The sequence below is a fragment of the Acinetobacter calcoaceticus DSM 30006 = CIP 81.8 genome (assembly GCF_000368965.1).
Taxonomy (GTDB): domain Bacteria; phylum Pseudomonadota; class Gammaproteobacteria; order Pseudomonadales; family Moraxellaceae; genus Acinetobacter; species Acinetobacter calcoaceticus.
This window is the reverse complement of the sequence record NZ_KB849778.1, coordinates 354,325-369,266: the sequence shown is the minus strand read 5'-3', so window position 1 is coordinate 369,266 and position 14,942 is coordinate 354,325. Positions and strand designations below refer to the sequence as shown.

General features: G+C 40.1%; 15 protein-coding genes. 7 read left to right on the top strand and 8 right to left on the bottom strand.

Annotated elements, in window-relative coordinates; genetic code table 11:
• Positions 1-98 precede the first annotated feature (98 nt).
• Both F936_RS01830 and parE read left to right on the top strand, forming a co-directional pair.
• Positions 99-680, top strand: a complete 582-nt coding sequence (locus F936_RS01830; protein WP_003654140.1) for a YqiA/YcfP family alpha/beta fold hydrolase — start codon at positions 99-101, stop codon at positions 678-680.
• Positions 681-694: 14 nt separating this feature from the next.
• Positions 695-2,578: a DNA topoisomerase IV subunit B gene (gene parE, locus F936_RS01825; protein WP_005037976.1), complete on the top strand. Its 1,884-nt coding sequence runs from the start codon at positions 695-697 to the stop codon at positions 2,576-2,578.
• Positions 2,579-2,697: 119 nt separating this feature from the next.
• On the opposite strand, the gene F936_RS01820 is transcribed toward parE, so the two are convergent.
• Both F936_RS01820 and alc read right to left on the bottom strand, forming a co-directional pair.
• Entirely contained in the window at positions 2,698-3,201 is a 504-nt protein-coding gene (locus F936_RS01820) for an ureidoglycolate lyase (RefSeq protein WP_005044307.1), read from the bottom strand.
• Positions 3,198-4,208, bottom strand: coding sequence for an allantoicase (gene alc, locus F936_RS01815; protein WP_005044306.1), 1,011 nt, complete (start codon positions 4,206-4,208; stop codon positions 3,198-3,200). Before alc ends, F936_RS01820 begins: the two co-directional genes overlap by 4 nt.
• 199 nt (positions 4,209-4,407) lie before the next feature.
• On the opposite strand from alc, the gene hpxO reads away from it, so the two are divergent.
• Positions 4,408-5,565, top strand: a complete 1,158-nt coding sequence (gene hpxO / locus F936_RS01810) for an FAD-dependent urate hydroxylase HpxO (protein WP_005044303.1) — start codon at positions 4,408-4,410, stop codon at positions 5,563-5,565.
• Between the two features lie 53 nt (positions 5,566-5,618).
• Here hpxO and F936_RS01805 read toward each other — a convergent pair whose 3' ends face one another.
• From F936_RS01805 to puuE, 5 genes are all read right to left on the bottom strand, one after another.
• Entirely contained in the window at positions 5,619-6,344 is a 726-nt protein-coding gene (locus tag F936_RS01805; RefSeq protein WP_005044301.1) for an outer membrane protein OmpK, read from the bottom strand.
• Between the two features lie 121 nt (positions 6,345-6,465).
• A complete protein-coding gene (locus F936_RS01800; RefSeq protein ID WP_005044299.1) occupies positions 6,466-7,833 on the bottom strand; it encodes a nucleobase:cation symporter-2 family protein in 1,368 nt (455 codons plus the stop codon).
• Positions 7,834-7,857: 24 nt separating this feature from the next.
• On the bottom strand, positions 7,858-8,181 hold the full coding sequence (gene uraH / locus F936_RS01795) for a hydroxyisourate hydrolase (protein WP_004640020.1): 324 nt from the start codon (positions 8,179-8,181) through the stop codon (positions 7,858-7,860).
• Positions 8,178-8,681, bottom strand: a complete 504-nt coding sequence (gene uraD / locus F936_RS01790) for a 2-oxo-4-hydroxy-4-carboxy-5-ureidoimidazoline decarboxylase (protein ID WP_004640018.1) — start codon at positions 8,679-8,681, stop codon at positions 8,178-8,180. Before uraD ends, uraH begins: the two co-directional genes overlap by 4 nt.
• 99 nt (positions 8,682-8,780) lie before the next feature.
• Positions 8,781-9,746: an allantoinase PuuE gene (puuE, locus tag F936_RS01785; RefSeq protein ID WP_005044297.1), complete on the bottom strand. Its 966-nt coding sequence runs from the start codon at positions 9,744-9,746 to the stop codon at positions 8,781-8,783.
• Between the two features lie 252 nt (positions 9,747-9,998).
• Here puuE and F936_RS01780 point away from each other — a divergent pair, with 252 nt between their 5' ends.
• The 4 genes from F936_RS01780 to dsbD all read left to right on the top strand — a co-directional run bounded on the left by F936_RS01780 (position 9,999) and on the right by dsbD (position 13,673).
• Entirely contained in the window at positions 9,999-10,349 is a 351-nt protein-coding gene (locus F936_RS01780) for an HPF/RaiA family ribosome-associated protein (RefSeq protein WP_004640014.1), read from the top strand.
• A gap of 153 nt (positions 10,350-10,502) precedes the next feature.
• A complete protein-coding gene (locus F936_RS01775) occupies positions 10,503-11,048 on the top strand; it encodes an ankyrin repeat domain-containing protein (protein ID WP_005044295.1) in 546 nt (181 codons plus the stop codon).
• Between the two features lie 12 nt (positions 11,049-11,060).
• Positions 11,061-11,828 (top strand): transporter, encoded by a 768-nt coding sequence (locus F936_RS01770; RefSeq protein ID WP_005044293.1) that lies wholly within the window; start codon positions 11,061-11,063, stop codon positions 11,826-11,828.
• An 18-nt stretch (positions 11,829-11,846) separates the two neighbouring features.
• The gene (gene dsbD, locus F936_RS01765; RefSeq protein WP_005044291.1) at positions 11,847-13,673 is read left to right on the top strand and encodes a protein-disulfide reductase DsbD; all 1,827 of its coding nucleotides are present in this window, start codon (positions 11,847-11,849) and stop codon (positions 13,671-13,673) included.
• Here dsbD and F936_RS01760 read toward each other — a convergent pair.
• Positions 13,668-14,861 carry a GGDEF domain-containing protein gene (locus F936_RS01760; protein WP_005044290.1) on the bottom strand — a complete coding sequence of 398 codons (1,194 nt, stop codon included), beginning with the start codon at positions 14,859-14,861 and terminating at the stop codon, positions 13,668-13,670. The two genes, dsbD and F936_RS01760, sit on opposite strands and share 6 nt — an antisense overlap.
• Between the last annotated feature and the right edge of the window lie 81 nt (positions 14,862-14,942).

Sequence of the window (14,942 nt, the reverse complement as noted above, 5' to 3'; positions counted from 1 at the left end):
AATGGTTAGTTGAGTGGTTCTTCTTGTCTGACAATTGTGCTTTTCTATACAAACTGAGAACAAAATTGTGAAATTAGTCTCAATTTAGAGGGAAATATATGAATATTATCTACCTCCATGGTTTTAATAGTAGCTCTCTTTCGATTAAAGGATTGAGCTTACGGCAGTATTGTAGCGAATTAGGGATTAATGTGCATTTGCCAAACCTCAATAGATCTCCAGATCAGGTGGTTGAGCAAGTTTCAGAGCTTATTGAAAGTTTGGATGATGTTGCACTTGTAGGTAGCAGTTTAGGTGGTTTTTTTGCGACATACTTTGTCGCGAAATATAATATTCCGGCTGTACTGATTAACCCTGCTATGCAACCATGGAAGTTGTTTGATGAGTTATTTCAAGTTGAAAGCATGCCCTATGTGGTGAATGATCAATGGTCGATTGACCATGTTCAGCTACGACAGTTGCAGCAACTTGAACTGAAACAGCCTGAAAATGCCGACAAAATACTCGTCTTGTTGCAACAAGGCGATGAAATTTTGGATTATCGTCAAGCACAACGCTATTATAGTGCTGCAACGCCATCCTCATTGATTTTGACGGATGCTCATGGCAATCATGCTATGGAAGATTTTGAAGAAAAATTACCGTTAGTGATCGAATTCTTTGCGCACACCATCAAATAAGGAAAACGTACAACGTGACACAATATACGGCTCAATCGCTTGAAGTCCTTTCCGGTTTAGACCCTGTTCGTCGTCGTCCAGGGATGTATACCGATACGACTCGACCTAACCATTTAGCTCAGGAAGTTATTGATAATGCTGTTGATGAAGCATTAGCGGGTCATGCCGACAAAATATGTGTCACAGTTTATAAAGATGGTTCATTGTCGGTTGAAGATAACGGCCGTGGTATGCCAGTCGATATTCATCCTGAATATGGCCAATCTGGTATCGAAATCATTCTGACCAAGTTACATGCTGGCGGTAAATTCAGTACCGATAACTACCAGTTTTCGGGTGGTTTACATGGTGTGGGAATTTCAGTTGTAAATGCTTTATCAACACGTGTTGAGGTCGAAGTACAACGTCAGGGCAACCTATACCAAATGGCATTTGAGCAAGGGGAGCCTGTTGCACCTTTAGCTGTGCTAGAGGGTAAGGCACCAAAACGTGCGACAGGTACGACCGTACATTTTTGGCCTGAAACTAAATATTTTGATAGTCCGAAATTCGCTTTAAAAGCCCTTAAACATAATTTAAAAGCCAAAGCTGTTTTAGCAGCAGGCTTAAAAATTATCTATATCGATCAAATTAACGATGAAAAAATTGAATGGCAATTTGAAAATGGCCTTGTCGATTATTTGATGGATGAATTGCAAGACCGTGAAATCTTGCCAAATCCAGCTTTTGTGAGTAGTGGGCAAGCCGATCGTGCGGCGTGTGAATTTGCAATTTGTTGGAATGTAGAAGGCGGTGAGCAGGTTCAAGAAAGTTATGTAAACCTAATTCCAACCGCACAAGGCGGTACTCATGTGAACGGTTTACGCTCAGGTGTAACCGAAGCATTACGTGAGTTCTGTGAGCTACGTAACTTGTTGCCACGTAATCTCAAACTATCCGCAGAAGATGTTTGGGATGGTGTGAACTATATTTTATCACTCAAGTTCCAAGAACCACAGTTTTCAGGTCAAACTAAAGAGCGTCTTTCTAGTCGAGAGGCATCTAATATTGTTTTAAATATTGCCAAAGATGCTTTTTCACTTTGGCTGAATCAACATGCTGAAATTGCCATGCAATTGGCAGAAATGGCGATTTCTAAAGCGGGTCGTCGTTTAAAAGCAGCTAAAAAAGTTGAGCGTAAAAAGATTGTTTCTGGTCCTGCATTACCAGGTAAGTTAGCAGATTGTGTTGGGCAAACCCGTGAAGACAGTGAACTATTTATTGTCGAGGGTGACTCGGCAGGTGGTAGTGCCAAGCAAGCACGCGATAAAAACTTTCAGGCCATCATGCCAATTCGTGGAAAGATCTTAAATACTTGGGAAGTTTCTTCAGATGAGGTTTTGGCTTCTCAAGAAGTTCACGATATTGCGATCGCAATTGGGGTAGACCCGGGTAGCGATGATTTATCCGAGCTACGTTATGGCAAAGTTTGTATTTTAGCCGATGCGGACTCAGATGGTTTACATATTGCCACTTTGTTATGTGCGCTATTCGTTAAACACTTTCCGACACTGGTGGAAGAAGGCCATTTGTATGTGGCGATGCCACCATTGTTCCGTATCGACATTGGTAAAGATGTCTTCTACGCCTTAGATGATGATGAGCTCGAAGTCATCTTGAAAAATGTGAAAGGCAATCGTAATCCTCAAATTACCCGATTCAAAGGATTGGGTGAGATGAATGCGATTCAGCTACGTGAAACCACGATGGATCCAAACACACGCCGCTTGGTACAGCTCGATCTTGACGATGCTCATTTTACGGCAGGTTTACTCGATAAATTACTTGCCAAAAAACGTTCAGCAGATCGTAAGCAGTGGCTTGAGCAGAAAGGTAATCTAGCCGATATCACCGTTTAAAATAGAATTAAAAAAAACCCGCCTAATAGGCGGGGTTTTTTATGTAAACCTAGATTATTGGAAATCACCACAACGATTGCTGTCATTAAACTAAAATAGACAGATCTGTATATTTTATTTTAGACAGTAATTTTTATAGCGTATGGAAATTGAAAAACATCACAATTCGCTCCGCCTCCAATTCGATCCACTACTGCAAAATCACTCGGTGCTTCAAAGGTCAGCAAAGGATGATGCCATGTACCTGCCCGATAATTTATGCTTTGTTTTCCATTTGAAACAAATGCACATAATTTTGAAATATCGGGAGTATTCTCGTCCAAAGCAGGTGCCACAATAATTAAGAACTTTTGCTGTTGTAAGGGAATAAATGCCTGAGAGCCTTTCGGATGACGCTCTAGCATTAAAATTTCCAGAGGTAAAAGGCTAGCTTTAATATTACGGAAAATACTGATTCCTGCTTTTGCTTCCCCTTCAATTTCTGTTTCAACGAGCGCGTGGTAGCGCTCGGTGTGTGCATCATTAATATGAAAAAAGTCATGCCCGTCACAACAAATGACTTCTCCGAATGGCTGAAAGCTCTCAATGGTTAAGGGCTGAATTTGGACATTATTCATGATCATGACTGGGCAATTTTCCCCCATAAACGTACACGGCTAATGCCGCCATCTGGAATCATGTTGATACGAATATGAGAGATTTTTTCATGTGGTAAAATCTCATTCACATATTCATGAATATGGTCCATTTGCATAGGTTGAGCTTCAAGTAAATAAGTCCAGAACATACTCTGTGGAATTAATTGTGCATCGGTTGCATTTTCAAGGTAAACCGCCTGAATGGATACTTGGGCAGGGAAATTACCTTTAAAGTGAGCTGTATCAATTTCAAGCTTATCAATTTTCCCGCCTTTACCTAGAGCAAGAATACACCAGTCATAACCTGGTGCTCGGCGGCGTTTGGTTTCCCATCCATCGCCCATGTTGATGCCACGGCCGGGATTAATCAAATTGCGCGGATGTCCAAAATGGGCATCGCTATAGGCAACTACGCGGCCACCATTTTCGAGGGCTAATAAATCGAGTGTTTGCTCGCTATCAGTCACCTGAATATGAACATCACCATAGACACGTAAACGAGCAATACCTCCATCTGGGAAAATATTGAGGCGTATATGAGTGAAAAGTGCATCATTATTGACCATAAAAATATGATGCTGGCTTGGGCCGAGTTCCGTATTTCCTAAAAGACTCTCCCATTTTGCCCCTGTAAGGTCACCATTTGGTGCATAACATGCTTCTAATGATGCAGATGCTGGATAATTTCCTGTGAAAAAGCTGGTATCAATATCAAGTGCACTGATTTTTCCAGTCACACCAAGCTTCACAATGCACCAGTCATAGCCTGCATGACGCTTTCGGCGCGTTTCCCAACCGTCCATCCATTTGCCGTTGTCATCAAATTTATCTTCAACAAAAATAGGTGCATCAAATTGCAGCATACGCTTTGCTTCTGCAAAGAAATCATCTGAACACTCAATGACTTGTGCACCAATTCGGGCATCTGCCAAATTGGTTTTCGTATTCAAAATTTCAGGAAGTTCAAAAGCTGGAGCGTGCAATGTTGCCATAGTGGATTATCCGTATTTCTTGTTAAAAACATGATTTTTCATTTAAAACTGCCCTAACACTGAGCGTGCTGAGACGAGTTTTACACGTAAATATATAAGCATGGTGCATGCCAGTTTTATGGAAAAGCTAAATAAATTTTAAACGATGGCATGTTTTTAGCATAAGCACCCTATAGGTGAATATCTATAGGAGAGTGTTATGAATGTGGTGATTATTGGTGCGGGAATGGGAGGTCTAACCACTGGCATTGCATTAAAGAAATTTGGTCATCAAGTTCGCATTTTTGAGCAAACAGAGAAGATTCTTCCTGTGGGTGCTGCAATTTCATTGTGGTCAAATGGCGTAAAATGTCTGAACTATCTTGGATTAACCGAGAAAATCGCCCAACTTGGTGGACAAATGGACGATTTGGCTTATGTAGATGGTTTAACTGGAGACGTGATGACACAATTCAGTTTATCGCCATTAATTGAAGAAGTAGGGCAAAGACCTTATCCGGTTGCACGTGCAGATTTACAAAATATGCTGATGGATGAGTTTGGCCGAGATCAGATTTATTTAGGCAAAAAAATGGTCAGTCTTGATGACAAGGCTGATTTTGTTGAGGTGCATTTTGCTGATGGTAGCTCTACACAAGCCGATTTAGTAATTGGGGCAGACGGTACTCACTCTCTTACACGGGCCTATGTGTTGGGCCAGCAAGTACAGCGCCGTTATGCGGGTTATGTGAATTGGAATGGTTTGGTTGAAATATCTGAAGATTTAGCTCCAGCGAAGCAATGGACAACTTATGTGGGCGAAGGTAAGCGTGCTTCTCTGATGCCGGTTGCAGATGGGAAATTCTATTTCTTTTTAGATGTGCCTTTACCAGCAGGTTTAGAAAATAATCGAGATGAATATAAAAAACTTTTAAAACAATATTTTGCTGATTGGTGTGTACCAGTACAGCAGCTCATTGAACGTTTAGACCCGCAAAAGACCAATCGGGTAGAAATACATGATATTGAGCCGTTCACCCAGTTTTATAAAGGTCGCGTGGTGATTTTAGGTGATGCTGCGCACAGCACCACACCTGATATTGGGCAAGGTGGCTGCCAAGCCATGGAAGATGCGATTTATTTAGCGCGTTCTTTGCAAATTAATACTTTAGGTGTTGAAGATGCTTTACGTCGCTATCAAAACAAGCGCAATGAACGTGTAAATGAGTTAGTACTTCGTGCGCGTAAACGTTGTGATGTGACCCATATGAAAGATGAAAGCGTTACACAAGCTTGGTATGCAGAATTACGCCGTGAACAAGGTGGACATATTATGCAGGGGATTATTAGCAATATTGTGGGTAATCCCCTCGATTAAAACAAAAACAGCAAGGACTTCTCCTTGCTGTTTCAAGCTTCTAAATCATAATTTTAGAAGTGGTATTTAACCAATGCACTGACGTTGTTTTCGTCTCGTCCTTGAAGGCCAAATTTGTTATTCCACACAGAGTGCTCGATACCTAGGTATAGACGTGTATCAGGAGAAATGTGTTTACCAACATTCCATTTCCATTGTGTTGTCCAGTTTAACTCGCTGGCATGGTCGCCTTCAGCAGTTGACCAGTCAAGGAAACCATCTACCAAGAAATCTTCAGATGCGATTTTAAATGGAATACCATAAACGAACGTCATTTGATAATCGTCGTCAGTGTTCTCATTATTTGCACGGTAGAAGTTTAAATTCGCATATTGGAAATATGGGATATTTAAGTCGACAGCAAAACCATAAAGGAAATTATCGAAGTTGTTGCCGTCTTCACTATTGCCTTCCCAAGTGGAACTAATTAACACATCTTTGATTGGGCCATACGCCAGTTTTTTACCTGATATTTCACCTAAGCTTAAACGTGGTGATAACTCGAAGTAAGTACTCTTGTGGTCATTTTCACCACGCATACGGTCCATAAAGAAAAATACATCAGCGTATTTAACTTTCGCTGCATATTCCAAAGTAAGGATGGTTTCTTTGTCATCTACAACTTCATAGTTTTCACCATAAAGTCCAGTCACGCTAAAATCTTGCCAGATTGGTTTTGCCTGAACCATGGCAGTTGCAGATAACAAGGCACAAGTCGCCGCAAGTTGCTTTAATTGCATTTAAATGATCTCCCCCCAAATAAAGCACGCTAAGGATACAGTGTCTTAAGCAAAAATGAAGCCAAATTTGATCAACGGTTAAAAAAAGGCCCACCGAAGTGGGGCGCTAAAAACTAAATCTTTAATGTGTATTTCTGGTATTTATTGTTTGGCTTAAATGAGGGGTACGCGAGCTGCGAAATGTAGGTAAATGATTAAATAATAAATTCAACAAGATAGCAAAGATACAAGTTGAACTAATGCCCGAATGGAACAAAGTTTGTACCCAAACTGGGAAATGAGCATAAAATTCATGGTTAATAATTGGAATCATACCTGCCGATAAAGCGGTCGCGACAATAATTAAATTTTTCTGATCGTTATAATCTATTTTTGCTAAAGTGCGAATTCCACTTGCTGCAACCGATCCAAATAAGACCAAACCTGCACCACCAAGTACGGGCATTGGAATCGCTGCAATCAAACGACCCATAATAGGGAGTAGACCCAAAATAATCAGAATTACACCACCTGCTGCCACCACAAATCGGCTTTTTATACCTGTAATCGCAACCAGTCCAACATTTTGGGCAAAAGCGCTTTGCATAAACGAACCAAAGATAGGGGCGAAAGCACTTGAAAACATATCGGCACGAACACCATTGGCGATACGTTTAGCATCTACTTCAGTTCCTACAATGTCTCCGACAGCAATAATATCGGCTGTGGTTTCCGTCATAATGACTAAAGTCACAATCAACATCGACAAGATTGCGCTTAACTCGAAAGTCGGTAAGCCAAATGCAAATAAGTGTGGAAATTGCAGCCATGCGCCTGAGCTCACCTGACTAAAATCACCAAAACCCATAAAATAGGCGAGGGCAGTACCAGCAACAATAGCTAATAAAATCGATAAGCGACGAATGCTGGCTTGCGGCAACATATTTAAAACAATCACAATGCCTAAGGTTAGTAAGGCCAAAGAGATATTTTCTACACTTCCCCAGTCGGGTGCTTTACTGTTACCGCCCATCATCCAGCGAACTGCGACGGGTAACAGAGATAAACCAATAATTGTGATGACGCATCCCGTTACAACAGGCGGAAAAAAACGAATAATTTTAGAAAAATAAGGCGCAAGACATAGGCCAATTAGAGATGCGGCAATGACCGCACCGTATACAGCAGGTAAGCCACCGCCTGTGGTGATAATTGCGACCATGGTTGCAACACCTGCAAAAGACACACCCTGAACTAAAGGTAATTTTGCACCTAGATATTTGGTCCCAATAGTTTGAATCAGTGTTGCCAATCCACCTACAAATAGGGCAGCTGCAATTAGCATTCCGACTTGTGCTGAGCTTAATCCAGCCGCTGTTCCAATAATAAGGGGCGGTGCAACAATACCACCGTACATGGTAAGCACGTGCTGTAACCCGTAAGCAAAACTTTTGGATATTCCTAAATATTCATGCTCTGGAGAAATCGCATTCTTTTGCCGATGATTCATATTTTTCTCCTCGTTATATTTGAGTTAGCTACCGCGATAAGTGGAGTAAGCAAACGGGCTAATCAGTAAGGGAATGTGGTAATGCTGATTAATGTCTTCTATAAAAAATTGAATGCAAACACGCGGGAAAAAAGTTTTGACTTCTAGTGATGAAAAATAAGGGGCGATTTCGAACTCAAGTTGATAAGCACCCTCTGCAAACTCTTTTATTCCAAAATCACTCACACGCCCATCTTGGTTAGTGGTTGCGGTCGCAATCAGCTCATGGGTTTCTGCATGAAACAACTTCACTTCTACGTGTGCAGCTGGTTTGCCTAAATTCGTATCTAAAATATGAGTGCTGATCATGCTTGTATTTCCTGAGATAGACGTAATAGAGCAATCGCAGCGAGTTGCTCATGTACAATTATTTTTTCGATAGCCAAGTCATGTTGTAAACGTTCATGTAGCTTTTTTAAAATCTGATCGCTACTGAGTCCTGCTGCTTTAATTAAAAAAATAAAGCCAAACTTTTGTTCGTAATCGAGATTGCCTTGTAGCAGAGCTTGCTGCGTTTTTTCATCTAAAGAAATGCCAGCTTGTTCTTGATTTGAAAAATGTTGCTCTTTTGCATTGAGTTGCTTTTTTGCCTGCCGTTCACCAATTTTTGGGTGAGTTGCTAAAGCTGCTTGAATCTCTTGCCATGACCACATGTGACTTAAATTTTCTGCATATTCCAAAAGAGATGCTTTTGTTGAATAGGGGCGTTCTGAGATGATTTTTTCGGCCCATGTTGGAATGTGGACACAGTTTTTTAACAAAGTCTTGAGTTGTTCGGGTGGGGCTTGATTAAACTCGGCTAAAAACACTGTTATTCCTAAACTCATTGTCGTGATATAGAGTTTTAGCAATAACAGTGCCAATAGCTGTTAATCAACAGCTTAAGAATTTAAAAAGTTAAAAATCAATTATTCAGTTATGTGATTTTTATACCAATGTTCAGCAATATCCTGTCGACGGCATACCCAGACACGATCGTGCATTTGAATGTAGTCGAGAAACTTTTGTAAGGCTTTAAAACGACCCGGATGCCCTAAAATACGGCAATGCATTCCAATTGACATCATTTTTGGTGCAGTTTCACCTTCTGCGTACAGCACATCAAAACTATCTTTTAAATATTGAAAAAACTGTTCTGAATTATTAAATCCACCCGGTGAACAGAACTTCATGTCGTTACATTCTAAAGTATAAGGAATAATTAAATGGGGGCGGGATGCACCCGCAGCATCGGTAAGTGTGGTCCAAAAAGGCAGGTCATCACCATAATAATCAGAGTCATATTGTATTTGTGGGAACTCTGCAAGTAACTGACGAGTATTGGGGCTGTCACGTCCGGTGTACCAACCTATCACTTTATTTTCAAACAAGTTTTCTAAAACAGATAGGGCCTGTTCCATGTGCTGTTTTTCTACTTCAATATCGGTATCTTGATAGTGAAGCCAGCGGTAGCCATGAGACACTACATCATAATCAGCTTGCTTAATGGCTTCCACAATATAAGGATTGCGGATCAGTGCCATTGCAACTCCAAAAATGGTCATTGGAAGCTTGCGCCGTTCAAACTCACTATGAATGCGCCAAAATCCAGCACGTGAACCATATTCGTACATAGAGTCCATCGACATGTGTTTAGCAGGGTAGCTTGCAGCACCAATAATCTCTGATAAAAACTGTTCCGAACCCTCATCGCCGTGCTCAATATGTTTTTCGCCACCTTCTTCATAATTAAGCACAAATTGCACAGCAACCTTGGCATTATTAGGCCATTTAACCTGTGGGGGCTGTCCGTGATAACCGATTAAATCACGTGAATAAGGAGACTTCTGAATTTGCTCAATGAGCTCGGCGCCAGATAGATAAGATTCGGTCACGATTGCTCTCCTTTTGTTCAATTTTTCATAAATATTTAAAAAATCAGCTTGCATATTTTTATAGATGGACTGATATTGAAGATATGAAGATCTTCAAAATAAATTAAAAGCAGTACGTTTAAGTCAGGAGATAACAAACCATTACACCATCAAAATGTACAATTGAAGTCAGTTCATGCATGCTTAAAACATGCCAACATAAAAAAGTTTTGCATAGAAAAGATCCACAGTAAGAAAGAGAGGATGGTATTTATGAATATAGAAATCCGCACAGATAAAAACATCCATAATAGCGAACGTTTAATTACTTATGTACGTGCAGAACTTACTCAAGAATTCCAACGTCATAGCGAACGTATTACGCATTTCTCGGTTCATTTTAGTGATGAAAATGGGGACAAAAGTGGTGACAAAGATATCCACTGTATGATTGAAGCACGTCCTTCAGGTTTGAAACCAGTTGCAGTGCACCATAAAGCAGGAAATATTGATGCTTCAATTCATGGTGCAATTGAAAAATTAAAACGTAGCCTCGAACATACTTTTGAGAAAAAAGAACACCCGAGAGGTGGGCAACCAGAATTCATTGATGATGAAGTTTAATTGAAAACGGTAAAAAGCCCTTCGGGGCTTTTTTTATATCTGATGAAAATAAAACTATTCACAACATTAGGTTTGCAATGCAATGCAATCAACCTCTAAAATCTGGAGAAGAGATTAGGCATAATAGCCCTAATATATTTTTGAGAGATGGTCATGTTAACCACCCAGCAGCAAGCTTTAATTAAAGCCATAGAAGAATTAGAACTCGCGCAAGTGCAAAAATTACTTGCTGAAGGACTTGATCCGAACTTTATTGATCCGGAACAGGGGCCACCTGTATCAATTATCTGTGACGGAATTTTTAAATGGTGGGAAAATGTATCGGAAGCTTATGAAGCAGGTACACCATTATCAAAAGAAGAAAAGCAACAAGCGTTACAGGTTTACCTTGAGATTCTCGAAGCTTTGATTCAGGCCAAAGCCAATGTACATCTTTGGGATGCAGAAGAGTTTTATGGTCCGTTATGGGATGCTGCAAGCTCGGCATGTGCTCCAGCTGTTCAACGTTTACTCGATGAAAAAGTTGATCCAAACTCGCGTGATGAAGAAGGACTCACTATTTTATCTTCAATCAGTCAGTTGTTCTTTGATTGTGATTTTGATGAAATAGACTGGTCAGAATCACTTGAAGAAGAGCGTGAAACATTAGAATTATTGCGCCGTCATGGGGCTAAAATGACAAAAGAATTAACTACTTGATTGGATATTAAAATGAAAATAGTACAAATTTTAACTTTTGCCCTTACTACTGTTGCTGCAGGAAGTACTTTTGCCGCAGAGTTCTCGTTTGACCGCCCAGGGGCAGGAATGGGGACGGGTATTACCCCTGTAGGCAACTTGGCTTGGGAGCAAGGTTTACCAAGCGTAACCTATACTGAAGCAACTGTTGATGGTGTTAAAGAAAAGACCGTAACCTTAAATCAAGATATGTTGTTCCGTACAGGTTTAGGTCGTGACTTAGAATTACAGTTAGGATGGCAGGGTCCGGCATGGACTCAGACTAAACGTGCTGGTAAAAAAAATGATACTTCGGGCTTTGGTGACGTAAGCATCGGTTTAAAAAAAGCGATTGATTTAAAAGATGACAGACTGTCTATGGCAGTGTTGGCTGAGGCTGTCATTGCAACTGGAAATGATGAATTTACGGCACATGATGACATTTATAGCCTTACCTCTGCGGTAGCTTACCAATATAGTGATTTAGTAGGTACTTCAATTACCATGCGTTATGAAGTGCAAAATAGTGATTGGGCTGTAACAGCAATCCCAACGATTGATTATAAAATCGCAGGTAAACTTTCAGGATATTCTGAGTTTATTTACCGTAAAACTGAAAGCCAAGACTATGAATATGGTCTAGGTACAGGTTTAGTTTATGCAGTCAATAATCGTACTCAGCTCGATGCAAGCATAGGCGTCGATTTGAACGGTCAAGACAAGAGCTATAACGGTGGCTTAGGCGTGGCATTCTTGTTCTAATCAAAGCAATTTAAATTTATGTTAATGAAAAAGCTTATACATCAGGGAATTCTTTATTTTCTAGCAGTTATAGTTTGTGTATTTAGCCAGTTGGTTTCTGCGCAAGATAAGTTACTGTCACCCGAACAAGCTTTTTCATTTTCGGTTGAATCTTCTGAGCCGCATACTGCGAGTTTATCTTGGCAGATTCAGCCAAATTACTATCTATATCAGCATAAATTTACCGTACAACAAGGTACTCAACCTTTAGCTTTAAAGTTACCTAAAGCTGTTGCTCAATATGATGAAAATTATGGGCAAAGTCAGGTTTACTACAATCAAGTTAATTTTCAAATTAAGACAAAGCCTTCAGAACACTATAGTGTGACTTGGCAGGGTTGTGCCAAAGACCGCATTTGCTACCCACCTCAAAAAATTGAGTTTCAAACTGATGCCGATGGTTTGGTTGGTGTGCAAAACCAAGCAGGAACAGCGCCAAAACGATTATTGGATTTAGCAAATACACAAGCAGATACCTCTTCAGATTCAGAATCTTTAGAAAAAGAGCACGGTACACAGACGGCTGTTGATACAACTACACCACAAATTGCACAAGATCAGATCTGGTCAGCTAAGTTAATTGAACACTCACTTTGGTATGGAGTTTTATTATTTTTAGGTTTAGGCATGCTGCTCGCATTTACGCCATGTTCTTTACCGATGCTTCCTATTTTAACTTCATTGATTATTCGAGAGCATAAAGGTTTAAAAGCTTGGGTCATTGCACTTACCTTTGTGTGTAGTATGGCATTGGTTTATGCAGGCTTAGGTTTAATTGCTTCTTCAGCAGGCTTAAATTTCCAACGCTGGTTACAACAGCCTGCTACTTTAATTGCTTTTAGTTTGCTGTTTATTGTATTTGCTCTGAATCTATTTGGCTTGTTTGAGCTTCGTTTGCCGCAAACATGGTTAAATCGACTTGACCGCATTCAGTCCATGCAACAAGGCGGTACCTTGATTGGTGCTGGAGTCATGGGTGTGGTTTCTGCGCTCTTGGTGGGTCCTTGTATGACTGCACCCCTTGCTGGAACTTTATTGTTTATTTCTCAAACACAAAATCAATGGCAAGGGGCTTTGCTTCTGTTTTGTCTGGGATTTGGGATGGGGATTCCCTTATTGCTCGCGAGCATATTGGGGGCAAAATTTTTACCTAAAGCTGGCGACTGGATGCATCAGATTAAAGTGATTTTTGCTTTCCTGATGTTGGGTTTAAGCCTTTACTTTATTCGTCCTTTATTACCTGATTGGGGCATGCAAGTACTTAGTCTAGTATTAGGACTCGCTTTTATAGCTTATGCTGTTTATCAGTTTTTCTGGAAAAAAGGGCAGCTACAATGGCTCTATGCGATTTTATTGTTAATCGTTATACCTTTTGTAGCCTATAACCAGTATCAACATATTCATAATCGAAATTTGCAAAGTTCTGATCACATGGCCGAGTGGCATATTGCAACTACAGCAGCAGATTTTCAGAAAATTTTAGCGGGTGCTCCAGCTGATCGGGCTATTGTAGTTGATGTTTATGCAGACTGGTGTGTTGCTTGCCAACCTATTGAGCACCGTATTTTAAAAGCACCCGAAGTTCAATCTGCTCTTGCGCCATATTATTTAATTAAGCTTGATTTGAGCCATTATGATCAGTCGCATGAAGCGCTACTCAAACAATGGAACATTTTAGGGCCACCGACCTATTTATTCTTAAGCCCAGAGCAAAAAGAAATTCGTGCGTTGCGTTTAACGGGTGCTTTTAGCCAGCAAGAACTTTTACAGCAACTCGCGAGTTTGGCAAAACTAAAAGAATCATAGCGTATGAATAGCTTCAGTCTGATGAAATGTACGTACCTGATTACGTCCTGAGGCTTTTACGGCATAAAGCGCTTGGTCTGCTTGGCGAATAACAAGATATGGATCCTTTGCAAATGCTGAACTACTTATTCCAAAACTCGCGCTAATATGAATGGGATTATTTTGAGTGCTAAAAACTGGAAGTTCTTCTAAAGCATGGCGGCAGCGCTCAGCAATTTTTTCTGCTTGAATAATATCGGTATGGGGGAGCAATAAAATAAACTCCTCGCCACCAAATCGACCAATAATATCTTCACTACGCAAGTTTTTTGACAGACATTGAGCAATTTCAATTAAGACCTGATCACCTTGGTGATGCCCGTAAATATCATTAATTTTTTTAAAGTGATCAATATCCAGAAGTACGACCGCATAATCAAATTGCTGTTGGTGTAGTGACTCTAAATGCGTGTTTAAACTACGTCTATTTAATACGTTGGTTAATGGGTCGAGTTGGCTTAGGCGTTGAATATAAGTTTCGCGCTGACGCCATTGGGTGAGTAATATTTCAAATAAAATAAAACAAGCCAATAAAATGGGCATAATAAAAAATGCCATGCTTCCTAACCAAAAGGGATTAGTTTGAGCACGTTGCATAGCAATAAGATTAAATAACGGCGCATAAGGCAAAGTACCTTTCATACTCAAATAAGTACATACCGTTAAAATAATGGTCGCAGGTACGAGAGCGCTATAAACAATTTTTCGGTCGAATAACACGAGTCCTACACCAATGGTACCGACATAACCCACCATGGTGGCGGGGCTAATACTGCCAATTAAATATCCATCGTGGCATAGCATGAGTGTAAAAAATTGCACGCTAATAAATGGAATTACTTTTTGAGCCCATTCATCATTTTTGTAGCGATAACAAGGAATAATCAAAAGACCCAATAAAAATAAGGTCAATAAATTGAGCCAGATTTGAGATTCAACTAAAGGTAAATGTGCCCATTGCCAGACACTTGGCGTAATTAAAATATAGCCTTTCCATAAAATCCAACTGAAATTCATTGCAGAGGCAAGTGTAAGCATCAGGGCGCTTTTTTGTAATGGCGTCCAGTTAATGATGTGATTATTGTGGATGAAATCGATTATCACCTGTTTTATTTTATGTATGGGATGAGTGATTAAACGACTTTTCATAATAAGTAAGGGCTCCTAAATATAGATGCCTCTTTGTTAGACCATCCTAAAGTTGGATTGTTTAAATAATTTATATTTTAA